We start from the raw sequence: 24063 nt of genomic DNA, 5'->3' as shown, positions 1-24063 counted from the left end.
GTATTCAAGTTTAAGGTTAGTTCCGTTTGCGGAAATAGGCGACGGCATTCTCGAAGATCGGCTGCCGTTTCTCCCCGCATATATTCTTGAAGAGGTTCTCTCCGTAGCGCTCCGTATGGCCCATCTTGCCCAGAATACGCCCGTCCTCGGAGACGATGCCCTCGATGGCGTAGAACGAACCGTTGGGGTTGCAGGGCGCTTCGGCCGTCGCATGACCGTCGGGGCCGGCGTACTGGAAAGCTACCTGCCCGCGCTCGAACAACCGGCGCGCCAGTTGCTCGCCGACCACGAACTTGCCCTCGCCGTGGCTGACGGCGATGCTGTGCAGATCGCCCACCGAGAACGAACTGAGCCACGGCGAAGCCGTCGAAGCCACGCGCGTGGTGACGATCTGCGAAACGTGGCGGTTGATGTCGTTGCGGAAGAGCGTGGGCGAATCCTTCGTCACGCAGCCCAGCCGCCCGTAGGGCAGCAGTCCCGACTTGACGAGCGCCTGGAACCCGTTGCAGATGCCCAGGATCAGGCCGCCGCGGTCGAGCAGCGCATGGATCTCCTCCGCGATATCCTTGTTGTTGAGTACGTTGGCGATGAACTTGCCGCTTCCGTCGGGTTCGTCGCCCGACGAGAATCCGCCGCTGAGCACGAAGATGTGGCACCGGCGGATATGCTCCTTCATCTCGCGGATCGAGCGGAAGATCGCCTCGGCCGAAAGGTTGCAGAAGACCGTCGTCTCGACCTCGGCGCCGGCGCGGCGGAAGGCGCGGGCCGTGTCGTAGTCGCAGTTCGTGCCCGGGAAGACGGGCAGGTAGGCCACGGGGTGCTCCACCGCCTCGCCCCCGTAGACGAACGTGCGAGGTGCGGGTGTGCTCTCCATGACCGTCCCGCGGTTCGCGCCGCGGTCGGGATAGATTCGAGCGAAGCGCTCGCTGTTGGCGCGGCGCAGCGCGTCGAGCGGCATCCGCTCGCCGTTGACGGTCAACGCTTCGTCGGCCGTCGTCCGGCCCAGCCGCACGGCGAAGGGCGCATCGAGTTCGACGGTGCTCTCCACCACGATCGAACCGTAGTCGTAGGCAAACAGCGCCTCCTCCGGCAACTCGACCTCCGCGCCGATTCCGTTGCCGAAAGCCATCTTCGCCAGCGCCTCGGCCACACCGCCGAACCCGACGGCATAGCCCGCCACGATCCGACCTGCGGCGATCCGCTCGGAAGCATAGTTCCACAAGGTTCGGAGCGCCGCGGTATCGGGCATACGGTTCGCCTTCGGCGTATGTTTGAGCAGGTAGAGCGTATGCCCCGCCTCTTTCAGATCGGTCGAGATCACGCGCCGCGCGTCGACGATCGTAATGCCGAAGGCCATGAGCATGGGCGGCACGTTGATCTGCTGGAAGGTGCCGCTCATCGAGTCCTTGCCGCCGATCGACGGCAGCCCCAGCTCGACCTGCATCCGCAGCGCACCCAGCAGCGCCGCCAGCGGTTTGCCCCACGAACGGGCGGTGTGCATCCGTTCGAAATATTCCTGATAGGAGAAACGCATCCCCCCGAACTCCGCACCGGCGGCCACCACCTTGGCGCAGGCCTCGACGACGGCGTAAGCCGCCCCGTGATAGGGGCTCCACGACGTAAGGAAGGGGTTGTAGCCGTAGGCCATGATGCTCGCCGTCTCGGTGTATCCGTCGACGGGGAGTTTCTGCACCGAGACCTGCGTCTCGGAGCCCTGCGTGCGGCCGCCGAAGGGCAGCAGCACGGTCGAAGCGCCGATCGTCGAGTCGAACATCTCGACGAGGCCCTTCTGCGACACCACGTTGTCGTCCGCCAGGTCGGCCTCCATGCGCTCGGCGAGCGTCGCACCCTGCGGCTTGCGCACGAAGGGGTCGCACGCCTCGACGGCGCCGATCTCGGCCTCGGCATAGTGGGCCGCACCCGCCGAGTCGATGAACTCGCGCGAGAGGTCGACCACGAGCCGGTCGCGGTTGTACATGCGCATCCGGCGCGTATCCGTAACGTCGGCCACGTGCGTCACCTCGATATTCTCTTCACGGCAATAATCCATGAACCGTTCCATGTCCGCCCGTTCGACCACTACGGCCATGCGCTCCTGCGACTCGCTGATCGCCAGCTCCGTCGCATTCAGGCCGTCGTACTTGGTCGGTACGCGGTCCAGATAGATGTCCAGACCGTCGGTCAGCTCGCCGATGGCCACCGACACGCCGCCGGCGCCGAAGTCGTTCGACTTCTTGATAAGGCGCGTCACCTCCGGCCGGCGGAACAGCCGTTCCAGTTTGCGCTCTTCCGGAGCGTTGCCCTTCTGCACCTCCGACGAACAGGTTTCCAGCGACTTGGTATTGTGTTCCTTCGACGAACCCGTCGCACCGCCGATGCCGTCGCGCCCCGTGCGGCCGCCCAGCAGCAGCACCACGTCGCCCGCGGCAGGCGTTTCGCGCCGCACGTTTTCGGCCTTCACGGCTCCCACCACGGCTCCCACCTCCAACCGCTTGGCCACGTAGTCGGGATGATAGATTTCGCGCACGTGGGTCGTGGCCAGACCGATCTGGTTGCCGTAGCTCGAATAACCGGCCGCAGCCTTGCGGCTGATGACCCGCTGGGGCAGTTTGCCGGCGAGCGTCTCGCCGACGGGCTGATAGATATCGCCCGCACCCGTCACACGCATGGCCTGGTAGACGTAGCTGCGCCCCGACAGCGGGTCGCGGATCGCACCGCCCAGACAGGTCGAAGCGCCGCCGAAGGGTTCGATCTCGGTGGGATGGTTGTGCGTCTCGTTCTTGAACTGCAACAGCCACTTTTCGGGCTGCCCGTCCACGTCGACGTCGACGAAGATCGAGCAGGCGTTGTTCTCCTCGCTCACTTCCAGATCGTCCAGCTTGCCGATTTTGCGCAGGTAACGGGCGCCGATCGTGGCCAGATCCATCAGGCAGAGGGGTTTTTCGTCGCGGCCCAGTTCGCGGCGGATCTTATGATACAGCTCCAACGACTCCTCCAACTCGGCTCGCATGAACGACTCGTCGACCCGAATCGAGGTCAGCACCGTCGTAAAGGTCGTATGGCGGCAATGGTCGCTCCAATAGGTATCCAAAATCCGCAATTCCGTCTCGTAGGGATCGCGCCCCTCGGCCCGGAAATAGTTCACCACCTCGCGCAGGTCGTCGGCGTTCATCGCCAGCCCCATCTTCGCGCAATAGGGAGCCAGTTCGCCGTCGGTCAGCTCGCGCAGTCCCGCGAGCACCTCCACGGGCTTCACCTCGGCCTGCTCCATGTCGCTCAACACCGAGAGATCCTTCTCGCGCGACTCGACGGCGTTGATGTAGTATTTGCGCACGCGCGCCAGCTCCTCGTCGGTCGTCGCTGCATCCAGCAACAGCAGCCGCGACGAGCGGATGCGCACCTCGGCTTCGGGATCGATCAGCCGCACGCAGTCGACGGCCGACGCAGCGCGCTGATCGAACTGTCCCGGCAGATACTCCACCGCCAGGAATTTCCTCCCTTCGAGGTCGCAGGCGTCGGTCACCTCGTCGGTCTGCACCTCGCCGAACACCCTGTAACGGCTCGCTTCGAGCAGTTCGGGCGTGAAGCCGAACAGGTCGTAGACGTTCAGCAGACGCAACTGCGAGAGGTGCAATCCGAGGTTCTCGTTCAAATCGTGTTGCAGGCTCTCGGCCTCGACCCGAAATCCGGGGCGTTTCTCGACGAAAATACGGTAGTTCTTCATATCGTTCAGTTCTCTTTTTTCTCTTTATTCCGCTGCGGCGGCCCGACGGCTCCGCCGGTCATTCGAATCGCGCGGCCCACTCGGCGGCGAACTGCCCGCCGCTCAGGCCCACGAAGGTGATATGCCCCATTTTACGCAGGGGGCGGCTCTCGCGTTTGCCGTAGAGATGGACGTGGACATCCGCCCGCCCCTCCCGGGCGATCGCCTCGGCGGCGGCCAAATCGCGCCCCAGGATATTCTTCATCACCGTGGGAGCCACCAACCGCGGCTCTTCCAACGGCATCCCCAGCAGGTAGCGCGCCAGTTCGCGGAACTGGTTGGTCGTGCATCCCTCGATCGTCCAGTGCCCGCTGTTGTGCGGGCGCGGCGCCATTTCGTTGAAATAGATCTCGTCGCCCTTGACGAAATACTCGATCGCAAGGATGCCCCGATAACCGCACTCCTGCATGAAACGCCGGCTCTCGCTCACGATCCTGTCGCGCAGCGCGTCCGGAATCTCCGCCGGCACGACCGACAGATCCAGAATCCCGTCGCGGTGGACGTTGCGCCCCACGGGAAAGCAGACCGTCTCGCGGCCGTCGCCGACCACGATGGCGCTCGCCTCGAAATCGAAGGCTACGAACTCCTCGACGATACCCGGCCGGCCGAAATAGGGTTCGACCTTCGCCATATCCTCCTCCGAACGCAGCACGACCTGCCCGTGGCCGTCGTAGCCCAGCGTGCGGGTCTTGAAGACGCAGGGGAAGCCGCCCGCCTCGCGGACGGCCGCTTCGAGCGACGGGCGGTCGTCGGCCGGCGCGAAACGCGGCGTGCGCAGGCCGTGCGCGACGGCGTTGCGCTTCTCGCGCAGGCGATCCTGCGAGTCGTAGAGGGGCTGGAAGCCCTGCGGAATATTGTATCGCTCCACGAGCGGAATGAGCACTTCGCCCGGGACGTTTTCGAATTCATAGGTCACCACGTCGCTGCGGCGGCACAGCTCTTCGAGCGCCGCCCCGTCGTCGTAGGCCGCCACGATATGCCCGTCGGCCACACGTGCGGCGGGAGCATCGGCCGCAGGATCGAGCGTCACCACCCGCGCCCCCAACTTGTGCGCCTCCTCGGCGAGCATCAGCCCCAGCTGACCCGCGCCGATCACACCGATCGTCTTCATCGCCGCACCCATCCTACAACTCCGCTTTCAACACGTCGGCCGTCTGCCGCGTCCGGAACGCATCGAGCCGTGCGGCCACCTCCCCGTCGGACAAGGCCAAGATCGACACGGCGATCAGCGCGGCGTTCTTCGCTCCGTTGATCGCCACCGTCGCCACCGGCACGCCGGCCGGCATCTGAACGATCGACAGCAACGAGTCCAGCCCGTTGAGCGCACGCGACTTGACCGGCACGCCCACCACGGGCAGCGGCGTCATGCTGGCCACCATGCCCGGCAGATGGGCCGCCCCGCCGGCACCGGCGATGATGACCTCGATGCCGCGCCCGCGCGCCGTCTTGGCGTACTCGACCAACAGGTCGGGGGTACGGTGGGCGCTTACGACCCGCTTCTCATAGGGGATGCCGAACGCTTCGAGCGTCTCGGCGGCGGCGGCCATGACCTCCCAGTCGCTGGCCGACCCCATGATGACTCCTACTTTCGCACTCATATCAGAAATTTTCTTTGCGGGCCCGCCCCGTCGGACGGATGCTCCCGTTACGTTCGATATCCGCTTTCCACCGGATGCGACCGGCGCGTACTCTTCTCCGGCGAAGCGCATCCCGGAACCGCTCCTGCACGCGCCCGAACCGCCTCAACTCCTTCCGTATCACCCCGGCAGAGGCTCCGTCGCCGAAAAGAAGAACCGCCGCGACACGATACGTCACGGCGGTTTTTTCTCCATCAGTTCCGAGCACACGAACGATGTACGTACCCTTTCGAGTATCGTCCTTTCTGATTCTGCTGTAACCAAAAAGCGTACATGGCGTGCGGTTTCTTCTTATCGACGACACAAAGATAGCTCCTTTTTCACGGAAAACCGAAGCTTATAATAAATAAAATTATAAACAATCTTATCAACATTCCAACGCACGGAACGCCCCTCTTCCGGTCGGCCGCGACCGATTCCGGAAGCGGCTCTGCCGCCGTTATTCGCGCAGCTTCGCCTCGCAGTAGGCGCAACGGTAACTGCCCGGTTCGCCGTCGATCTCATGGAAGAGCTGGTCGACGTCTTCGGTGGCCGAGATGCAGCGGCGGTTCTGGCAGCGCAGGCGATTGACGTCGTATGCTTCGGTCAGATGCGGCGTAGGGGCCGCTTTCCGTTCGCCCGCCCATTGCAGCAGCGTATAGATCAGCGCCATGCGGACGAACTTGCCGTTCTCGACCTGCCGGAAATAGGCGGCGCGGGGGTCGTTGTCCACCGCGCGCGTGATCTCGTTGACGCGCGGCAGCGGATGCAGGACGACCATCTCCTTCTTGGCCGTTTCAAGTTTCTCGGGCGTCAGCACGAAACTGTCCTTTACCCGCTCGAACTCCTCCTCGTCCAGAAAACGCTCCTTCTGCACGCGGGTCATGTAAAGGATATCCAATTCGGGCATCACCTCCTCCATGGTGCGCACTTCGACGGTCGGCACGCCGTATTTGTCGCACACCTCGTGCCGGATGTAGTCGGGCAGGCGCAGCTCTTCGGGCGCGATCAGGATCACCTTGATCCCCGTGCGGCGCGACAGCGCCTTGATGAGCGAGTGCACCGTACGGCCGAATTTCAGGTCGCCGCAGAAGCCGATCGTGAGGTCGTCCAACCGTCCCAGTTCGCGCTTGATCGTCAGCAGGTCGGTAAGCGTCTGCGTGGGATGCGCATGGCTGCCGTCGCCGGCGTTGATGACCGGGATGCCGGCGTACTGCGACGCCACGAGCGGCGCCCCCTCCTTGAAATGGCGCATGGCGATGATGTCGGCGAAGCAGGCGATCACGCGCACCGTGTCGGCCACCGTTTCGCCCTTCGACACCGACGACGACGCGGCGTCCGAAAAACCGATGACGTTGCCGCCCAGCTCCATCATGGCCGACGTGAAACTCAGCCGCGTGCGGGTGGAGGGTTCGTAGAAGAGCGTCGCCAGCTTGCGGCCCTTGCAGGCCTCGCTGTACTTTTCGCGATGGGCGATGATGTCCAGCGCAAGGTCGATGATCCGCTCGGTTTCGTCCACCGACAGATCGGTAGGCTCGATCAAATGACGCATAACTCTCTTCGAATTATTTGTTGATCCAGCTTTCGTCCGACGGATTGTTGCGGAAGGCGATCAGGCGCGCCTTGTCCTCGGGACGGATATATCCCTCCTCGGCCGCCACCTCCGCGAGCACGTCGAGGTTCGACAGCGAGTAGTTCACGACTCCGGCCGCCGCCAGCCGATCGAGCCCCTTCTGCATCCCGTAGGTGAAGATCGACGCCACGCCCAGCACCTCGGCGCCCGCTTCGCGCAGCGCCTCGACCACCTCGATGCAGCTTCCCGCCGTCGAGATCAGGTCTTCGATCACCACGACCTTCTGCCCTTTTTCGAGCCGACCCTCGATGCGGTTGCCGCGGCCGTGATCCTTCGCGCCGCTGCGCACGTACCCCATCGGCAGATCGAGGATCGTGGCCGTGATGGCCGCATGGGCGATACCGGCCGTCGAGGTTCCCATCAGCACTTCGGCTTCGGGGAATTTCGTGCGGACGATCTCGGCCAATCCCGCCTCTACGTGCTTGCGCACCTCGGGGGCCGTCAGCGTCAGACGGTTGTCGCAATAAATCGGGCTTTTGATACCGCTCGCCCAGGTGAACGGCTGCTCTGGACGCAGGAATACCGCGCCGATCGAGAGCAGGTCTTTTGCTATGGCTTTCTCCATGTTCGGTTTGTTGTTATCGTTCAATTTCATATACAGTATCGGAAAGGGACCGCCCTGTTCGTCGCGCTCGCTGCGGCCGCACACGGCGAACCCCACGTGTTCGTAGAACCCGCGCGCCGAGGGGTTCTGCTCGTTGACCACGACCTCCGTCACCCCCGCGGCGAAAGCCTCGCGCACCAGCACGGTGCCGACACCCGCACCCCGACAGGCGGGATCGACGAAGAGCATCTCCAACCGCCGGCCGTCACACCCCATGAAGGCGACCGGAACTTCCTCCGCATCGCGCACGATCCGCAGATCGGCTATCGAACGCAGGGCGTCGGGGACATAGGTGCGGATGCCGCGAATATCCTCCTCACTCAGAAAGTCATGCGTGGCGCGCACCGACGCCTCCCACAGCTCCACGAGCCGGCCGACGAGCGCATCGTCGCGCGACACGCAGCGCTCGGGTGCGGAAAAAAACACGGGCTTCATATCATTTCATTGCCTTGCGCAAAATCGCCTCCACCTCGTCGGGATAGATCCCGCCCTCGTGCACCTTCACGCCGTCCACATAAAAGGTCGGAACGTAATAGTAGTCGTAGCCGTCGGCCACGGCGGGCTGCTCCGACTCCTCGATCAGTTCGATGCCGACGGCCGCCAGCTCGGGATGGGCGGCCTTGGCCTCGTCGATGTAACGCAGCGCCTTGCGGCAGAAGGGACAGTTTTTCAGGTAGAAAAGTTTCACCGGTTTCATGACTCGTCTATTTTTCGGATGGGAAACGCCGTCGTCGTCCCGCATCCCGCATATTTCATTCCGCACCGACGAATTCAGCCACGCAGCGGCGATAGGCCGCCACAGGATCGGACGCCGCCGTGACGGGACGCCCCACGACGATGAAGTCGGAGCCGATCTCGCGGGCACGCGCCGGCGTAGTGACACGCACCTGGTCGCCCATGTCGCCGTCGGCGAAGCGCACGCCGGGCGTGACGGTCAGAAACTCCGCACCGCACGCCTGCTTGACCATGCCTGCTTCGAGCGGCGAGCAGACCACGCCGTCCAACCCCGCCTCGCGGGCATTGCGGGCATAGCGGACGATCACTTCGTCGATCGGCGCGTCGATCAGCAGTTCGCCGCGCATCCGCTCCTCGCTCGTCGAGGTGAGCTGTGTCACGGCGATGAGCAACGGCCGTGTACCGTCGGGCCGCGTCAGTCCCTCGACGGCCGCACGCATCATGTCGATCGTACCGGCCGCATGGACGTTGCACATATCCACATCCAGCTTCGACAGCACGGCCATCGCCTTGCGCACCGTGTTGGGAATGTCGTGCAGTTTCAAATCGAGGAAGATCCGGTGACCGCGGCGCTTGATCTCGCGCACGATCGACGGCCCTTCGGCATAGTAAAGCTCCATGCCGATTTTCAGGAACGGCTTGCGCGGCTCCTGCTCGAACTTATCCAGAAAAGCGAACGTCGCCTCGGCACTGGCGAAATCGCACGCTATGATTACATCTCGTGTCAACATCTTTATCTCTTCTTTTACGTTTCCGTTCCTGCTCCATACATCCCTGAACGCCTGTGCGACGAGATGTAACAGTATTTAAAATCCCTCCAAACCTCCCTTTGTAAAGGGAGGCTTCGCAGCCGGAAACATCTTTATCTTTTCTTTTACGTTTCCGTTCCTGCTCCGTACATCCCCGAACGCCTCTGCGACGAGATGTAACAGTATTTAAAATCCCTCCAAACCTCCCTTTCCCTTCGCTGCGCTCGATTTCCGCTGCGGCGCCTCGGCATCCCGCGAGCGGGTGCACTCGGCTGGCGACGCGGTCGTAAAGGGAGGCTTCGCAGCCGGAAACATCGTCATCCCTTTTTACGTTTCCGCACCTGCGTATAGGCGTCCTACCGCGCAGCACAACCCACGATGTCGGCGAGCCGTTCGATGCCCAGCCGCTCCATTTCGGAGGGCAGCGCCTCGATGATCTCCTTGCAAATATAAGGATTTTTCAGGTTCGCCGCACCCACTTCGACCGCCGTCGCGCCGGCCATCATCATTTCGATGACGTCGCGCGCCGACGACACGCCGCCGCAGCCGATCACCGGAATCCCGCACGCCCCGGCCACCTGATAGACCATGCGCAGTGCCACAGGGAAGACCGCGTCGCCCGAAAATCCGCCCATCACGTTGGCGATCACCGGTTTGCGGCGCTGCACGTCGATACGCATACCGAGCATCGTGTTGATCAGGCACAACCCGTCGGCACCCGCCTCCTCGCAGGCGCGGGCGATCGCCACGATGTCGGTCACGTTGGGCGAGAGCTTGATATAGACCGGTTTGGTCGTCACGGCCTTCACGGCGCGCGTCACCTCGGCGGCGCACTCGGGCGACGTGCCGAACGACATGCCGCCGTGCCGCACGTTGGGACACGAGACGTTGACCTCGATCAGTCCGATCCCCTCCTCGCGGTCGATACGTTCGCAACAGTAGGCGTACTCCTCGACCGAAAAGCCCGAGATGTTGGCGATCACCGGCTTGTGGAAAAACGTCCGCAGGCGGGGCAGCTCCTCGGCGATCACGGCGTCGATGCCCGGGTTCTGCAACCCCACGGCGTTGATCATCCCCGCCGTGCACTCGGCGATACGGGGCGTCGGATTGCCGAAGCGCGCGTCGCGCGTCGTACCCTTGAACGAGAAGGTGCCCAGAATGTTGATGTCGTAGAAATCGCGGAATTCGTTGCCGAATCCGAACGTGCCGCTGGCCGGAATGACCGGATTGTCCAGCCGCCAGCCGCTCAGCGTGACCGACAGGTCGCGCGCAATCGTTTTCGTTACCATATCACCTCCTCCTTCGTCAATACCGGCCCCTCCTTGCAGATGCGTTTGTTGCCGTATTTGGTTTTGCAGCTGCACCCCATGCAGGCGCCGAATCCGCAGCCCATGCGCTCCTCGAAGCTCAGCTGACCGCTGCACTTCGTAGCGTCGCTCAGCGCACGCAGCATTGGCAGCGGGCCGCAGGCGTAGAAATAGTCGTATGCCAAGCCGCTTTCGCGGATCGCGTCGGTCACGAAACCCCGCACGCCCTCCGTCCCGTCGGCCGTCGCCACCACGACGCGGCAGCCCAACTGCGCGAACTCGTCGCGGTAGAAGACCTCCGCCGCCGTGTTGAAGCCCAGCACGACCGCGACCTCGCGGCCGTCGGCCAGAAGCCGTTTGGCGAGATTGTAGAGCGGCGGGACGCCCACGCCGCCGCCCACGAGCAGCTCGCGGCGGCTGCCCTTCGTCACGTCGAAGCCGTTGCCCAGCCCCGTGAGCAGGTCGAGCCGCGCGCCGGGCCGCAGGCCGGCCATGAGCGCCGTCCCCTCGCCCACGACTTTATAGATCAGCGTGATCGTCCGTTCGTCCCAGTCGCAGACCGAGATCGGGCGGCGCAGGTAGCACCCGTCGAGTTCGACGTTGACGAACTGTCCGGGCGCCGTGATCCACTGCGTGTCGCCTTCGAGCGTCATGCGCCATACGGCAGGCGTCAGCCGTTCGTTGGAGCGAAGCGTGTAGATTGCTTTCTTGTACATAACTCTGTTCCCGAATTTTGATTTCAGGCAGGCAGATGTGGTGCATCGTGCGTCCGAGTCGGACGGGGCATACCAAGCGCATGTCCCGTTCGGAGCGGACAAGGAATGTTCCGCAGGTGCCGCATGAAATCGAAATTACTTCGCGTCGATCGTCGAAACGGAGAGCGTAATCTCTTCGAGCACGTCGAGCAGCACCTTCACCGTTTCGAGCGAAGTGAAGAGCGTCACGTTGTTCTCGACCGCCGTGCGGCGGATTTCGTAGCCGTCGAAGCGCGTATTGTGCTGATCCAGGTCGATCGTGTTGATGATGTAGCTCACGTGGCCTTGGCGCAGCGAATCGATGATCTCGCTGCTACCCTCGCACAGCTTGCGGCGCAAGCGCGTGCGCAGGCCGTGGCGGCGCAGGAAATCGGCCGTACCGGAAGTCGCCTCGATGTTGAAGCCGAGGTTGTAGAAACGGCGCGCCAGCGGCAGCACCTCCTCCTTGTCCTTGTCGGCGATCGTGAGCAGCACCGTACCGTAGTTGGCCACCTTCATGCCCGAAGCCTGCAACGCCTTGTAAAGCGCGCGTGTCAGCTTGTCGTCGTAACCGATCGCCTCGCCCGTGGACTTCATCTCCGGCGAGAGGTAGGACTCCACCCCGCGGATCTTCGAGAAGGAGAAGGCCGGCGCCTTGACGAACCAGCGTTGTTTCTCGCGGCCGTAGACCTCGGTGATGCCCTGCTCGCGCAGGCTGTGCCCGAGGATCACCTGCGTGGCGATGTCGGCCATCTGCACGCCCGTGGCCTTCGAGAGGAAGGGCACCGTGCGCGACGAACGGGGGTTGACCTCGATGACGTAGACCTCGTCGTGGCCGTCGCAGATGAACTGGATGTTGTAGAGGCCGACGATGCCGATTTCGAGACCCAGTTTGACCGTATAGTCGATGATCTTCTCCTTGACCTTGGGCGAGACGCTGAAAGTCGGGTAGACGCTGATCGAGTCGCCGGAGTGGATGCCCGTCCGCTCGACGTGCTCCATGATACCGGGGATGAAGACGTCGCGGCCGTCGCAGATGGCGTCGACCTCCAACTCCTTGCCCATGATGTATTTGTCGACCAGCACGGGCGAGTCGTCGTTGACCTCGACGGCCGTCTGCAAGTAATGGCGCAGCGCCTCCTCGTTCGAAACGATCTGCATGGCGCGGCCGCCCAGCACGTAGCTCGGACGCACCAGCACCGGATAGCCGATGCGCGTAGCGGCCGCCACGCCCGCCTCGATGTCGGTCACGGCCTCGGCCTGCGGCTGCGGGATGCCCAGCTGCTCCATGATCTTCTCGAAGCAGCCGCGGTCCTCGGCGTTGCGGATCGCCTGCACGTCGGTGCCGATGATCGGCACGCCCAGCCGCGCCAGCGGCTCGGCCAGGTTGATGGCCGTCTGGCCGCCCAGCGAGACGACGATGCTCTTGGGCTTTTCGAGGTGGATGACGTTCATCACGTCCTCGACCGTGAGCGGCTCGAAGTAGAGCTTGTCGCTGCACGTGTAGTCCGTCGAGACGGTTTCGGGGTTGTTGTTGATGATGATGGCTTCGTAGCCCGCCTTGCGGATCGACCAGATCGCATGGACGGTCGAATAGTCGAACTCCACGCCCTGACCGATGCGGATCGGGCCCGAACCGAGCACGATGATCTTCTCGCGGTCGCTCACCAGCGACTCGTTCTCCTGCTCGTAGGTCGAGTAGAAATAGGGCACGTAGGAGGAGAACTCCGACGCGCAGGTATCGATCATCTTGTAGACGGGGAAAATCCCCAGCTTCTCGCGCAGGGCGTACATCTCGTGCTCGGTAGCGCCCCACAGCATCCCGATGTACTTGTCGCCGAAGCCCATGCGCTTGGCCTCGCGCAGCGTCGCCTCGTCGAAGGGGTGCGCCGCCACCGTGCGCTCCATCTCGACGATGTTCTTGAACTTCTCCAGGAAGAACATGTCGATCTTGGTGTTGTTGTAGATGAGCGCCAGGTCGACGCCGTTGCGGATCAGCTGCGCGATGGCGTAGAGGCGGTCGTCGGTACCCTCCTTGATGTAGGTCAGCATCTCGTCGTCCGACATCGTGTCGAACTTCTTGTGGTAGATGTGGCAGACGCCCGTCTCGAGCGAGCGCACCGCTTTGAGCAGGCTCTCCTCCATCGTGCGGCCCACCGACATCACCTCGCCCGTGGCTTTCATCTGCGTGCCGAGTTTGTTCGACGCGTCGGAGAACTTGTCGAAGGGGAAACGCGCCACCTTCGTCACCACGTAGTCGAGCGCAGGCTCGAACGAGGCGGGAGTGTTGGCCAGCCGGATCTCGTCGAGCGTCAGCCCCATGGCCACCTTGGCCGTAACGCGGGCGATCGGATAGCCGCTCGCCTTCGACGCCAGCGCCGACGAGCGCGACACACGGGGGTTGACCTCGATCAGGTAGTATTTGAACGACAGCGGGTCGAGCGCGAACTGCACGTTGCAACCACCTTCGATTTTGAGCGCACGGATGATTTTGAGCGCACTGTCGCGCAACATCTGGAATTCGCGGTTGGTGAGCGTCTGGCACGGTGCCACCACGATCGAGTCGCCCGTATGGATACCCACCGGATCGATGTTCTCCATGCAACAGATCGAGATGGCCGTATCGTTGGCGTCGCGCATCACCTCGTATTCGATCTCCTTATACCCCTTGATGCTCTTTTCGACGAGCACCTGATGCACCGGCGAGAGGATCAGCGCGTTGCGCATCAGCTCCTCCAGCTCCTCGCGGTTGTCGGCGAAGCCGCCGCCCGTACCGCCCAGCGTGAAGGCCGGACGCAGCACCACCGGATAGCCGATCCGCTCGGCGGCGGCGATGCCCTCCTCCATGTTGTTGGCGATATGCGACGGCAGCACCGGTTCGCCCAGCCGCTCGCACAGTTCCTTGAACAGCTCGCGGTCTTCGGCCTGCTCGATGCTCTCGAACGACGTACCCAGAATCTCGACCTGGCACTCCTGCAACACGCCCTTCTTGGCCAGCTGCACGGCCAGATTCAGGCCCGTCTGGCCGCCCAGCCCCGGCACGATGGCATCGGGACGCTCGTAACGGATGATCTTGGCCACGTATTCGAGCGTCAGCGGCTCCATATAGACCTTGTCGGCGATATGCGTGTCGGTCATAATCGTCGCCGGATTGGAATTCACCAGGATCACCTCGTACCCCTCCTCTTTCAGCGCGAGGCAGGCCTGCGTCCCCGCATAGTCGAACTCGGCGGCCTGACCGATCACGATCGGCCCCGAGCCGATCACCATTACTTTCTTGATATCCGTTCTCTTAGGCATTTTTCCAATCCTCCATCATTTTAGTGAACTTATCGAACAAATAGGCGCTGTCCTGCGGCCCCGAAGCGCTCTCGGGATGATACTGCATCGAGAAGACCCCGTCCTTGTAGCAGGCGACGCCTTCGGCCGTACCGTCCAGCAGATTGACGTGCGTGAGCTCCAATCCCGTGCCTTCGAGCGACGCCACGTCGACGGCGAAACTGTGGTTCTGGCTCGTGATCTCGATCTTGCCCGTCTGGAGGTTCTTCACCGGATGGTTCGCGCCGCGGTGGCCGAACTTCATCTTGAAGGTCTTCGCTCCGTAGGCCAGCGAGATGAGCTGGTGCCCCATGCAGATGCCGAAGATCGGCAGCCGCCCGCGCAGCTGGCGCACCAGTTCGATCACCCCCTGCACGTCATTCGGGTCGCCCGGGCCGTTCGAAAGCACCAGCCCGTCGGGACGGAACGCGAGAATCTGCTCCGCCGTAGCGTCGTAGGGCACCACCGTCACGTTGCATCCCACGCGGTTCAGCAGGCGGATGATGTTGTATTTGATGCCGCAGTCGACGGCCACCACGTCGTACTTGTGGTTGGGCACGCGCGACATCCACCGCTTGCGGCAACTCACGCGCGACACCATGTCGTGCGGCCACGGCGTCGCGGCCATGCGTGCGAGCGCCTCCTCGCGGGGCGTTTCGACCGAAGTAATCATCACCCGCTGGCTGCCCTCGTTGCGGATGATGCGTGTCAGCATCCGCGTGTCGACCCCCTCGATGCCGGGGATGGCGTGCTCCTCGAAGACCTCGCTGAGCGTCTTCGTGTAACGGAAATTCGAGGGCGAATCGTTGTACTCGCGCACGATCATGCCGCCGATGGTCGGGTTTTTCGTTTCGTAGTCTTCGTCGGTCATACCGTAGTTGCCGATCAGCGGGTAGGTCATCACGACCATCTGGTCCGTGTAGGACGGATCGGACATGATCTCCTGGTAACCGACCATCGAGGTGTTGAACACGATCTCGCAGATCGCCTCCTTGTCCGCCCCGAAGCCGTATCCGTAGAACTCCTGTCCGTTTTCCAGAACGATTTTCTTCGTATAAGGTTTCATATTCATAGTATTGTGTTATCTTTTCAAATCCCCGTTGCGATAGGCTTCGCGGCCCCCGACCAGCGTCAGCATCACCTCGCCCCGCACCGCCATTCCGGCGAAGGGGGTGCTGCGCCCCATCGACAGGAAGCGGTCGGGATCGACCGTCCCCGCCCGCTCGGTGTCCACCGCCGTCAGGTCGGCCGGCTCGCCCGCAGCGATCGTGCCGCCGCCGAGCGAGAAGATGCGGCGCGGCGCGACGGCCATCGCCTCCACCAGCCGCGCGAAGGAGATGATCCCCCGCCCGACGAGCGCCGTATTGAGCACCGCGAAGGCGCATTCCAACCCCACGACGCCCATGGCGCTGCCCGCCAGCCCGCGGGCCTTCTCGGCGGCGGTGTGGGGCGCATGGTCAGTGGCGATCACCTCGATCGTCCCGTCCTGCAAGCCGGCCACGAGCGCCTCGCGGTCGGCACGGCTGCGCAGCGGCGGGTTCATCTTGAAGCGCCCCTCCTCGCGCAGATCCTCGTCGCACAGCACCAGATAGTGCGGCGCCGTCTCGCAACTCACGGGCAGTCCGGCCGCTTTGGCACGGCGCACCAGCTCGACGCTCTCCTTCGTGGAGACGTGGCAGACATGGTAGCGGCACCCCGTCTCGGCCACAAGCCGGATGTCGCGCTCGACCTGCCGCCACTCGCTCTCGGACGAGATGCCCCGATGACCGTGCGCGCGGCAATAGCCGCCGTCGTGGATATATCCCTTGTCGAGCAGGGCCTCGACCTCGCAGTGGGCGACCACGGGACGCCCCGTGCGGGCTACCCTGCGCATCGCTTCGCGCATGAGCGCCTCCTCCTGCACGCCGCGGCCGTCGTCCGAGAAGCCGACGACGTCGGGTGCCAGCGCGTCGAAATCGACCAGCTCGCCGCGCCCCTTCTGCCCGCGGGTGATGCAGCCGTAGGGAACGACCCGCACCGCGGCGTCGCGCCGGATCGCCTCCAACTCGACGGCCAGATGCTCCGGCGAATCGGGCGCAGGCGAAAGATTGGGCATCGGACAGACGGTCGTATAACCGCCGTGAGCAGCCGCGCGCGTTCCCGTGGCGATGGTCTCCTTGGCCGTAAAGCCGGGTTCGCGCAAGTGTACGTGCACATCGACCAGCCCCGGCAGAATCTTCATTCCTCCGAGCGGCACGACCTCGCACCCTTCGACCGGCAACCCGAGCCCCACGGCCGCGATCCGGTCGCCGTCGACGAGCACGTCGGCCCGCACGAACCCTCCGTCACGCCACACTTCGGCGCCCTGCAACAATCTCTTCATCTGCGTACATAAAAAAAGAGTAACTGAAAAACAGTTACCCTTTAAATTGGAAAATAAGAAGCCCGCAAGTATCGTAATCCGACGGATTACTCTTCGTTCGCCGAAACGCGAAAGAGGCGGATATGTTCGGATGGTCTTTGTACATGGCTTCCCGATATCGGGGACAAAGGTACAACATTTTTTTCGGAATCCGCGACCGTCCCGACCATTTTTTACGAAATTTTCATCCGCCGCATTTTCTCCCTCAGCGCGCCGGTTCGATGCAGACGGCGCCGAACCGGCCGCGCCGGCCGAAGGTTTCGACCGCTTCGACGGGCAGCAGGTAATAATAGTACATCGGAACCTCCGCCTCCAACGAGAAGACGTTCGCCCGACACATCCGCAGCCACTCTCCGACATCCGACGGCATTCCGTCGATCACGACCAGCGGCGCACGGTCGGCATAGGTTCTCCCGACGACGAGCGGACGTCCGTCGATCGTCGCCGAATCGGTACGAATGTCGAGCGAACGGAGGATCAATCCGTCGATGAACTGGAAAACCCTGCCCGGTACTTCGATCCCGTCGAGCAAATAACGGGCGTCGTGCGGCAGCGGATGCCATAATCCGTCGGGAATGCGACCCGACCGGTCGATGCCACCGGCACGGCGCAGCGAATCGTATTCCGCACGCAGCGTATAGGTGCGGATATGCACTGCCTGCCTGCGCTGCCGTGCGCCTTCCAGACTCGTCGCACTCCACCTGTACCCCGCTACGTTACCTTGCAGATGCGGCCGCACGCCCTTGCGGCGGTCGCGTTCGATGAAGAATTTCAACAGTCGCACCCGTTCGCGCCGTGTCGTATCGGCGAGTCGCATACGACGGTTCTTGACCCGCACGCGGCGGACGTTCCACAATGTAACCCGCCCGTAAGCCTCTTCGCGGGTTACGCGGCGGTGGTTGAGTTTGTAGGCGAACGGCCGCCCGGCAGCGGCCGGCAGAGTTTCCGCCGTCGCCGACGGCACGTCGGCCAGCGTATCGCGCCGAGCCTCGTCGAAACGCAGCACGACACTCTCCTGCGGCCCTTGCCGCAGCGGCTCCTGTGCCGCAACCTCCCCGCCGCCAGCGACGAATCCCACCGTCATGATCCACCCGAAAATCCGATTACGCATAACTCTTCCGTTTTTGCAAAGATGAACTTTTCAAATCATAATTCAAACTTTTTCACGCTATTTTTCAAAACGAATATCCTCCCGCGACGCATACATGCACCGCCGTCGGAAGACCCGCCGCAAAACAGGCTCCCGAACTCCGCAACTGCGGAAACAGACCGACCGCGCGACGCCCGCCTCTACATGGAGGTCTTCGATATTGGAACACGATGAAAACCTAATTCCGGAGGAGTCGAATGGGACAAGGGAAAAGGCATTTATCGAACTTTTTCGGAGAACAAGGTGTTTGAAATATTCCGTGATATGGCATCCGATTACGGAAATCCGAAACCATCCCTTTTCGCATCGGAACATCTCAGTCCGCAATCAAAGGAGGATGCGAGCGAACTGTTGCGAACAGAGCAGCGCTTCATTGCGGGTGGCAGGGCTGCGTCTTTCCGGCAAGGTCGAAAGACCCTAAGCACAGCAACAATATGAAAAGGGATCGTCCCGCAGAAATTCATGAAAACAAAAAACAGACAACCCTTTCAAGTTGTCTGCTTTGGTAGCGGGAGGAGGACTCGAACCTCCGACCTCCGGGTTATGAGCCCGACGAGCTGCCAACTGCTCTATCCCGCGATGTATCGTTCGATGCGGTGCCGCGGCACCCGATCTATCGCTTTTGTGAATGCAAAGATAAGGCAAATTTTCGAATCTGCCAAATAAAATCGCAACTTTCCCATTCTCGCAGACCCTTTCGACTGCCGTACAGCCGTTTACGAACCGACCGCACGAGCAGGTATTCTCCGTATCTCCGCACTCTTCCGCCCGCCAGCGGAAGAACGGCGGGCGACAGACAGACGGATGGGCAGTCGGCCGTCCGGCGGGTCGTCAGGCTTTCAGGCCGGCGGACAGGCGGATTCAGCGAATCCGTTTGGCTACGATCTCGGCCAGATCGCACACCTCCGTCGTCGTGCCGCGCACGAGCGCCTTCTTGCACAGCGGGCAGGCCGTGACGATCGCATCGGCGCCCGTGGCCGTCAGTTCGTCGGCCACCGACGTGGCGATGCGCACCTGATCGCTGTCCGAAATGACCGTATTGGCCACCGACGACCCGCAGCAGAGCGCATCTTCGCGCGTATGCGCCGGTTCGAGCAGCGTGCCGACCGCCTCGATCACGCGGCGAGGTTCGTCGTAGATGCCGCTGCCGCGCCCCAGTTCGCAGGGGTCGTGATAGGCATAGCTCGCCGCGCCGCGTTCCAGCCTCAGCCGGCCGGCGGACAGCAGTTCGAGGATATACTGCGAATGGTGGATGACACGGATACCGTCGAGCCGGTACTCCTCGCGGAAGACTTTCAGACAGATCGGGCACGAGGTGACGAGCGTGCGGATGCCGTGCCTGCGGAAGAGCTGCGTGTTGTACTCCATCATGCGGCGCGCCGAGTCGGTTTCGCCCGAAAGTTTGAGCGGCCGGCCGCAGCAGACCCCGCCGTTGCGGTCGGCCCACCACACCTCCTCGCCGGCAGCCGTGAAGATGCGCTCCATGGCCGTCATCGTGCGCGGCGTGAGCAGCGTCATGCAGCCCGCGAAATAGCCGACCTTCCCTTCGCCTTCCGAGCGGTCGAGTCCCTTGAAGTAGTCGTAGCGCCGTTCGTCGGGGGTGTTGCGCATCGTGTCGCGCGAATTGAGCCGCAGGGTGTTGAGATCGATCCCCACCGGACATTTCGCCTGGCAGCGGCCGCACATCAGGCAGTTCTGTGCCACTTCGCGCGTCAGCATCCCGTAGCGGCGATCGCGCAGAAAGTAAACCGACTGCACGTCGTCGATGCCCAGCACGCTCTGCAACTGGCAGGGGTCGATGCAGATGCCGCACCGCGAGCAGGCTTCGATCTGGAAGCGGTCGGCCGACGACTCCTTCTCGCGCGGGCGCACACCGTAGCGACGCAGGAAGATGAGCGGGATCTCGGTGAAGATATGCATGTAGCGCGAAAACGGCAGCGCGACGAAGAAGACGCCGAGCGCGATCGAATAGAACCACCACGCCCCCTGTTCGAGCACGACGAGCGTCGACCGGCCGAGATGCTCGGCCATGAACGCCCCCAGCCCTCCGGTCAGGAAGCCTCCCATGCCGTAGATGCCGCAGGTGATGCTTTCGGCCGCGAGCCGCGCCGGAAAGACGAACCACAGTGCCGTGAGGGCGATCCGGTCGCCCGGCACGTGTCGGGTCGTGCGGCGCATTCCCATCGCCCGCGAGCAGAAACGTTTGGCCCATGCCAGCGCCACGCCCGACAGGACGAAGAGCAGCAGCAAGTCCATTACGAAATCGAAGAAGGGCTTCTCGCGCAGCATCAGCGTCGGCGCGAAGTACTTGAAGAAGACATGTCCCTGCAACGGCACCCAGCGCAGGCCGAGGTAGGCCACCGTTTCGATCCACCCCACCACGATGAGCAGGAACCAGCCGAAGGCCAGCGACATGTGCATGTATCCCAGCAACGGATTGACGCGGAAGATACGGCGATGGAGCAGGCATTCGCCGATCACCTCCCCGACGGCTCCGAGCGTCCGCGGCGTCGGGATGCCGAACAGCACCCGCTTCTTGTCCGCGCGCGGCAGTTCGGCGAACCACACGACGTATTTCCACACGATGACGGCGGCCATCACCAAAGCGCCGACGAGAAACGGCAGGCAGAAGGGTGCGTAAAACTTCATCGTCAGAAATCCCCCAGTTTACGTTTGATGAGCATCACCACGCCGCGCGTGTTGATCCCCCGCGGGCAGGCCAGCCGGCACTTGCCGCACAACATGCATTTGTTCATCTCCTCGTAGGCACCCTCGTACTCGCCGCGCCGCACCAGCGTATGCACCTTGCGGAAGTTGAACGACGTCAGGTTGCCCGCCGTACAGAGCGCCGTGCAGGCCCCGCAGCCGATGCAGGTCTGCAACTCGGGCATCTCGCGCAGGATCTCGTCGCTCTTGCGCAGATTGTTGCGATCCAGATCGATCACGCGCGGCTTGTTGATGCCGAATCCGAAATTCACCGTCGCCATCGTCCTATGCACGTTTGAGATATTCCGCCGCACGGTCGGCCGCCACGACCGCCTCCGACAACGATTCGCCGATATTCTTGGGCGCAGTGACCGCTCCGGCGTAGAAGATTCCGTCGACGCCGCTCTCGACATTGTGAAGAAAGGCGTCGCGGGGCGCCAGGAACCCGCTCGGCTGCACGCCGAGCCCCGCTCCGGCCGCGAAACGGGCGTTCGACGCATTGCTGCGCATCCCGACGATGAGCACCAGCATGTCGACCGACATTTTCAGCGGACGCCCCGTGAGCGTGTCCTCGGCCTTGATCTGCACGCGGCCGTCGAGCGTCGGGCTGGCCTCCGAAATGCGGCCGCGCACGAAGTGGATGTTGAGCCGCTGCTGGGCGTCGCGGTACATCTCCTCGTAGCCGGGCCCGAACATGCGGATGTCCATATAGAAATTGAAGACGTCGGCCGCGGGGAACATCTCCTTGAGCTCCATGGCCTGTTTGACGCCCGTGATGCAGCACACCTTCGAGCAGTGGTGCTGGCAGACCTTCTCGTCGCGCGAACCGACACAGTGCAGGAAGGCGATGCGGCGCGGCGCCGTGCCGTCCTTCAACGCCACGCGCCCCTCGTTGAGCATCCGCTCGATGTCGACGGTCGTATAGACGTTGTCGTAGATGCCGTAACCGTACTCCTCCTTGATGCGGGCGTCGAAAAGGGTGAAGCCCGTAGCGACCACCACGGCGTCGGCTTCCAGCCGTTCGCCCGTCGAAAGCATCACGCCGTCGCGCGCCACTTCCGCGACCTCGCACCGCGTGCGCACCTCGACGTCGCTGGCGGCGAGCCGACGGCGCAGTTCGTCCAGCACCTCGTGCGCCGGCGTGAACGAAGGAAAGAGTTTGTGCCAGCCCGTGAGTTTTCCGCCCAGGTCGGCGTCGCGCTCCAACAGGAGCGCAGAGACGCCTCCGGCGGAGAGTTTCAATGCCGTCTGCATGCCGGCGATTCCCCCGCCGACGACGATTACGCGTTTTCCCATCACTGTTTGATATTGTAGACCGTATCCTGCGAACCGCAATTGACGATGGCGGAGGCGGGTTGTCCGATATATTTTCCGTTCATTCCCAGATATTTGGCTGCCGGATCGTATTCGATGCCCATCTTGTCCAGCAGCGGTTCGACGTCGACCTGGTGCATCTGCATCCCCAGCGCCCACGGATCGTAGCCGAGCACCAGTCCGGCCATCTCCTCGTAGGTGAGCACCGGAATGCCGTGCCCGTTCTCGCCGTAGGTACGGCCCTCCATCTCGGCGATCGTATACTGCCACTTGTCGATGAACATCGCGCAGCCGGGACAGTTGGCCACGATGAAATCGGGCTTGTAGGGGGCCATGCTTTCGAGTTTCTTCTGCGTGTTGGCCACCGAATAGCCCCGGTTGGCCTGCACCAGATAGTTGCGGAACCCGAAGCCGCAGCAGTGGCGCCGCTCGGGATAGTCGACGCACTGGCCGCCCCACGACTCGACCATGCCGGAGAGCACGTAGGGGAACTCCGAACCGCCGACACCCGACTTGGGAAAGATCTTGGCGTAGTGGCAGCCGATATGCTCCACCACGCGCAGCGGCTCGCCCGTGAGCACATTCACCAGCCGGTGCCTGGCGCGTGCGGCGATGGCCTCGCGGTGATGGAAGACGACGTCCGACGTGTGCGCCAGATTCTTGGGCTTGACCAGCGTGCGGCCCGTGGCCTTGTAGAGCGCCTCGCGCGCCCGCTCCTCGGTCTCGGGAAACTCCTCCCACGTGGCCAGTATCTCGGTGTAGATGCCGAACGAAGTGATGCACGACGAGATGAAGTTCTCGTAGCCCGCCTCGCCCATCAGCGCGAACTGCCGCGCCACGACGGTCATGATCGTCTCCAACGGCACGATATCGGCGTGATAGCCGATGCCCGTGCAGGAGGTGTGGAGCGGATCGTCGAAGCAGTCGCGACCCAGATCGTCGTGCATGATATCCAAAAAAGCCTTCTCGCTGCCCGGGAAAAAGTTCTGCCGGATGCAGCTGCGCACGTAGTAATAGCGGTCGTCGGCGATCTCCTTCTGGTAGTCTTGCCAATTTCTATTCATCCTCGTTCTGTGAATTGCGGGTGTATACATCCATGAAATAACGCTCGTCGGCACCGTCGTATCCCAACTCGCGCGCCTTGCGCTCGGAGCAGCGTTCGATGTTCTCGAAGAAGGCCGTACCGCCCGTTTCGTCGAAGATGCGGTGCAGCTCGCCGAGCGTGGCGTCGTCGATTCGGCGCACGGCGCCCGGCCCCGGACGGTCGTAGGTGGGGTTGAACTGGCAGTAGATTTCGCGGTCGTTGCGGTAGACCCAACTCCAAACCGGCCCCTGTTCGGGATGCAGGTCGGGAGCGACGAGCTTGGGCGTCACGCAATACCCCGTACGCAGGATATTCTCGCCGATCGTGCGTTTGAGCGCGAGTTGCTGGCGCCCCTTCTCGCTCTCGACGAAAAAGCCCAGCTTTTGGGACAGCGTACGCAGCGCCTGAATGACATATCCCGGCGTATTGCCGCGCGGACAGCGCGGACGGCACGACATGCACTCGCCGCAGAACCAGATCGTGTCGCCCTTCAACAGACGCTCGATCTGCTCCTCGTCGCGCGTCTGGACGATCGCCACGATCTGGCGCGGATCGTAGTCGTAGAACTCGGCCGCAGGGCAGACTCCCGTACAGATCCCGCAGTTCATGCACGACTTCAACCCCTCGCGGAAGCGAACGTCCTCCATCAGCATTTCGAAATAACGACTCATAACCTACAACTTTGCATCAGGCAAAGTTACCGGTAACGTATCGGACGGGAAACAGTATAAATACCTATTTTCAAACGCCGTTGCGCCGGAACGGCCTCCTTCCCCGCATCCGGCGCACGCAACCGGAGAGAGGGGCGAACGGCCTTCCGCACACCGGACGCGGCGTTCCGAAGCGCAATTTTTCCGTTCCGGCCATGCAGTAAACCGGCATGCGCCTTGTTTTACTTAAAAAATTGAAAAATACGAACGTCGCCTGCCGACGGCTTCGTCACTTCCAA

Annotated in this window: 18 protein-coding genes, 1 tRNA gene and 1 pseudogene; all 20 read right to left on the bottom strand. The window is 62.8% G+C overall.

What is annotated here, in order from left to right; translation table 11 throughout:
- Nucleotides 1-16: 16 nt before the first annotated feature.
- Nucleotides 17-3724 carry a phosphoribosylformylglycinamidine synthase gene (locus FMF02_RS07655; protein WP_141412702.1) on the bottom strand — a complete coding sequence of 1236 codons (3708 nt, stop codon included), beginning with the start codon at nt 3722-3724 and terminating at the stop codon, nt 17-19.
- Between the two features lie 58 nt (nt 3725-3782).
- Nucleotides 3783-4874 (bottom strand): 5-(carboxyamino)imidazole ribonucleotide synthase, encoded by a 1092-nt coding sequence (purK, locus tag FMF02_RS07650; protein ID WP_141412701.1) that lies wholly within the window; start codon nt 4872-4874, stop codon nt 3783-3785.
- Nucleotides 4875-4887: 13 nt separating this feature from the next.
- Nucleotides 4888-5361: a 5-(carboxyamino)imidazole ribonucleotide mutase gene (gene purE / locus FMF02_RS07645; protein WP_141412700.1), complete on the bottom strand. Its 474-nt coding sequence runs from the start codon at nt 5359-5361 to the stop codon at nt 4888-4890.
- A gap of 478 nt (nt 5362-5839) precedes the next feature.
- Nucleotides 5840-6931 (bottom strand): aspartate carbamoyltransferase, encoded by a 1092-nt coding sequence (gene pyrB, locus FMF02_RS07640; RefSeq protein WP_019130349.1) that lies wholly within the window; start codon nt 6929-6931, stop codon nt 5840-5842.
- Between the two features lie 13 nt (nt 6932-6944).
- Entirely contained in the window at nt 6945-7577 is a 633-nt protein-coding gene (gene pyrE / locus FMF02_RS13900; RefSeq protein ID WP_170214365.1) for an orotate phosphoribosyltransferase, read from the bottom strand.
- Nucleotides 7578-7688: 111 nt separating this feature from the next.
- A pseudogene (locus tag FMF02_RS13895) lies at nt 7689-7805 on the bottom strand (GNAT family N-acetyltransferase); the annotation flags it as partial.
- Nucleotides 7806-8052: 247 nt separating this feature from the next.
- A complete protein-coding gene (locus FMF02_RS07630; RefSeq protein ID WP_141412698.1) occupies nt 8053-8313 on the bottom strand; it encodes a glutaredoxin family protein in 261 nt (86 codons plus the stop codon).
- Between the two features lie 55 nt (nt 8314-8368).
- On the bottom strand, nt 8369-9082 hold the full coding sequence (pyrF, locus tag FMF02_RS07625) for an orotidine-5'-phosphate decarboxylase (RefSeq protein WP_276708020.1): 714 nt from the start codon (nt 9080-9082) through the stop codon (nt 8369-8371).
- A 374-nt stretch (nt 9083-9456) separates the two neighbouring features.
- Nucleotides 9457-10389: a dihydroorotate dehydrogenase gene (locus FMF02_RS07620; protein ID WP_019130353.1), complete on the bottom strand. Its 933-nt coding sequence runs from the start codon at nt 10387-10389 to the stop codon at nt 9457-9459.
- A complete protein-coding gene (locus FMF02_RS07615; protein ID WP_141412697.1) occupies nt 10383-11123 on the bottom strand; it encodes a dihydroorotate dehydrogenase electron transfer subunit in 741 nt (246 codons plus the stop codon). Before FMF02_RS07615 ends, FMF02_RS07620 begins: the two co-directional genes overlap by 7 nt.
- A 135-nt stretch (nt 11124-11258) precedes the next feature.
- Nucleotides 11259-14441, bottom strand: coding sequence for a carbamoyl-phosphate synthase large subunit (carB, locus tag FMF02_RS07610; RefSeq protein ID WP_141412696.1), 3183 nt, complete (start codon nt 14439-14441; stop codon nt 11259-11261).
- Complete coding sequence (gene carA / locus FMF02_RS07605; protein WP_026074885.1) at nt 14434-15525, bottom strand: glutamine-hydrolyzing carbamoyl-phosphate synthase small subunit; 1092 nt, start codon at nt 15523-15525, stop codon at nt 14434-14436. The genes carB and carA overlap by 8 nt, the downstream gene beginning before the upstream one ends.
- 15 nt (nt 15526-15540) lie before the next feature.
- The gene (locus tag FMF02_RS07600; protein WP_141412695.1) at nt 15541-16821 is read right to left on the bottom strand and encodes a dihydroorotase; all 1281 of its coding nucleotides are present in this window, start codon (nt 16819-16821) and stop codon (nt 15541-15543) included.
- A gap of 244 nt (nt 16822-17065) precedes the next feature.
- Nucleotides 17066-17971, bottom strand: a complete 906-nt coding sequence (locus tag FMF02_RS07595; protein WP_141412694.1) for a hypothetical protein — start codon at nt 17969-17971, stop codon at nt 17066-17068.
- A gap of 542 nt (nt 17972-18513) precedes the next feature.
- A tRNA-Met gene (locus tag FMF02_RS07590) sits at nt 18514-18589 on the bottom strand.
- 282 nt (nt 18590-18871) lie between these two features.
- Nucleotides 18872-20659, bottom strand: coding sequence for a (Fe-S)-binding protein (locus tag FMF02_RS07585; protein ID WP_141412693.1), 1788 nt, complete (start codon nt 20657-20659; stop codon nt 18872-18874).
- Between the two features lie 2 nt (nt 20660-20661).
- The gene (locus FMF02_RS07580; RefSeq protein WP_019130361.1) at nt 20662-20997 is read right to left on the bottom strand and encodes a 4Fe-4S dicluster domain-containing protein; all 336 of its coding nucleotides are present in this window, start codon (nt 20995-20997) and stop codon (nt 20662-20664) included.
- 4 nt (nt 20998-21001) lie between these two features.
- The gene (locus FMF02_RS07575) at nt 21002-22012 is read right to left on the bottom strand and encodes an FAD-dependent oxidoreductase (protein WP_019130362.1); all 1011 of its coding nucleotides are present in this window, start codon (nt 22010-22012) and stop codon (nt 21002-21004) included.
- A complete protein-coding gene (locus FMF02_RS07570; protein WP_019130363.1) occupies nt 22012-23094 on the bottom strand; it encodes a heterodisulfide reductase-related iron-sulfur binding cluster in 1083 nt (360 codons plus the stop codon). Before FMF02_RS07570 ends, FMF02_RS07575 begins: the two co-directional genes overlap by 1 nt.
- Nucleotides 23087-23785, bottom strand: a complete 699-nt coding sequence (locus FMF02_RS07565) for a 4Fe-4S dicluster domain-containing protein (RefSeq protein ID WP_019130364.1) — start codon at nt 23783-23785, stop codon at nt 23087-23089. The genes FMF02_RS07570 and FMF02_RS07565 overlap by 8 nt, the downstream gene beginning before the upstream one ends.
- Nucleotides 23786-24063 lie beyond the last annotated feature (278 nt).

The organism is Alistipes communis (assembly GCF_006542665.1).
GTDB classification, from domain to species: domain Bacteria; phylum Bacteroidota; class Bacteroidia; order Bacteroidales; family Rikenellaceae; genus Alistipes; species Alistipes communis.
This window is presented reverse-complemented; position numbering and strand designations above follow the sequence as displayed.

What these genes read in the sequence shown, in the direction of transcription:
- FMF02_RS07655 (WP_141412702.1), bottom strand. Translation starts at nt 3,724, where the DNA reads ATGAAGAACTACCGTATTTTCGTCGAGAAACGCCCCGGATTTCGGGTC.
- FMF02_RS07600 (WP_141412695.1), bottom strand. Translation starts at nt 16,821, where the DNA reads ATGAAGAGATTGTTGCAGGGCGCCGAAGTGTGGCGTGACGGAGGGTTC.
- FMF02_RS07630 (WP_141412698.1), bottom strand. Translation starts at nt 8,313, where the DNA reads ATGAAACCGGTGAAACTTTTCTACCTGAAAAACTGTCCCTTCTGCCGC.
- FMF02_RS07585 (WP_141412693.1), bottom strand. Translation starts at nt 20,659, where the DNA reads ATGAAGTTTTACGCACCCTTCTGCCTGCCGTTTCTCGTCGGCGCTTTG.
- FMF02_RS07595 (WP_141412694.1), bottom strand. Translation starts at nt 17,971, where the DNA reads ATGCGTAATCGGATTTTCGGGTGGATCATGACGGTGGGATTCGTCGCT.
- carB (WP_141412696.1), bottom strand. Translation starts at nt 14,441, where the DNA reads ATGCCTAAGAGAACGGATATCAAGAAAGTAATGGTGATCGGCTCGGGG.
- FMF02_RS07580 (WP_019130361.1), bottom strand. Translation starts at nt 20,997, where the DNA reads ATGGCGACGGTGAATTTCGGATTCGGCATCAACAAGCCGCGCGTGATC.
- FMF02_RS07620 (WP_019130353.1), bottom strand. Translation starts at nt 10,389, where the DNA reads ATGGTAACGAAAACGATTGCGCGCGACCTGTCGGTCACGCTGAGCGGC.
- FMF02_RS07570 (WP_019130363.1), bottom strand. Translation starts at nt 23,094, where the DNA reads ATGAATAGAAATTGGCAAGACTACCAGAAGGAGATCGCCGACGACCGC.
- pyrE (WP_170214365.1), bottom strand. Translation starts at nt 7,577, where the DNA reads ATGGAGAAAGCCATAGCAAAAGACCTGCTCTCGATCGGCGCGGTATTC.
- purE (WP_141412700.1), bottom strand. Translation starts at nt 5,361, where the DNA reads ATGAGTGCGAAAGTAGGAGTCATCATGGGGTCGGCCAGCGACTGGGAG.
- carA (WP_026074885.1), bottom strand. Translation starts at nt 15,525, where the DNA reads ATGAAACCTTATACGAAGAAAATCGTTCTGGAAAACGGACAGGAGTTC.
- purK (WP_141412701.1), bottom strand. Translation starts at nt 4,874, where the DNA reads ATGAAGACGATCGGTGTGATCGGCGCGGGTCAGCTGGGGCTGATGCTC.
- pyrB (WP_019130349.1), bottom strand. Translation starts at nt 6,931, where the DNA reads ATGCGTCATTTGATCGAGCCTACCGATCTGTCGGTGGACGAAACCGAG.
- FMF02_RS07575 (WP_019130362.1), bottom strand. Translation starts at nt 22,012, where the DNA reads ATGGGAAAACGCGTAATCGTCGTCGGCGGGGGAATCGCCGGCATGCAG.
- FMF02_RS07565 (WP_019130364.1), bottom strand. Translation starts at nt 23,785, where the DNA reads ATGAGTCGTTATTTCGAAATGCTGATGGAGGACGTTCGCTTCCGCGAG.
- FMF02_RS07615 (WP_141412697.1), bottom strand. Translation starts at nt 11,123, where the DNA reads ATGTACAAGAAAGCAATCTACACGCTTCGCTCCAACGAACGGCTGACG.
- pyrF (WP_276708020.1), bottom strand. Translation starts at nt 9,082, where the DNA reads ATGTTGACACGAGATGTAATCATAGCGTGCGATTTCGCCAGTGCCGAG.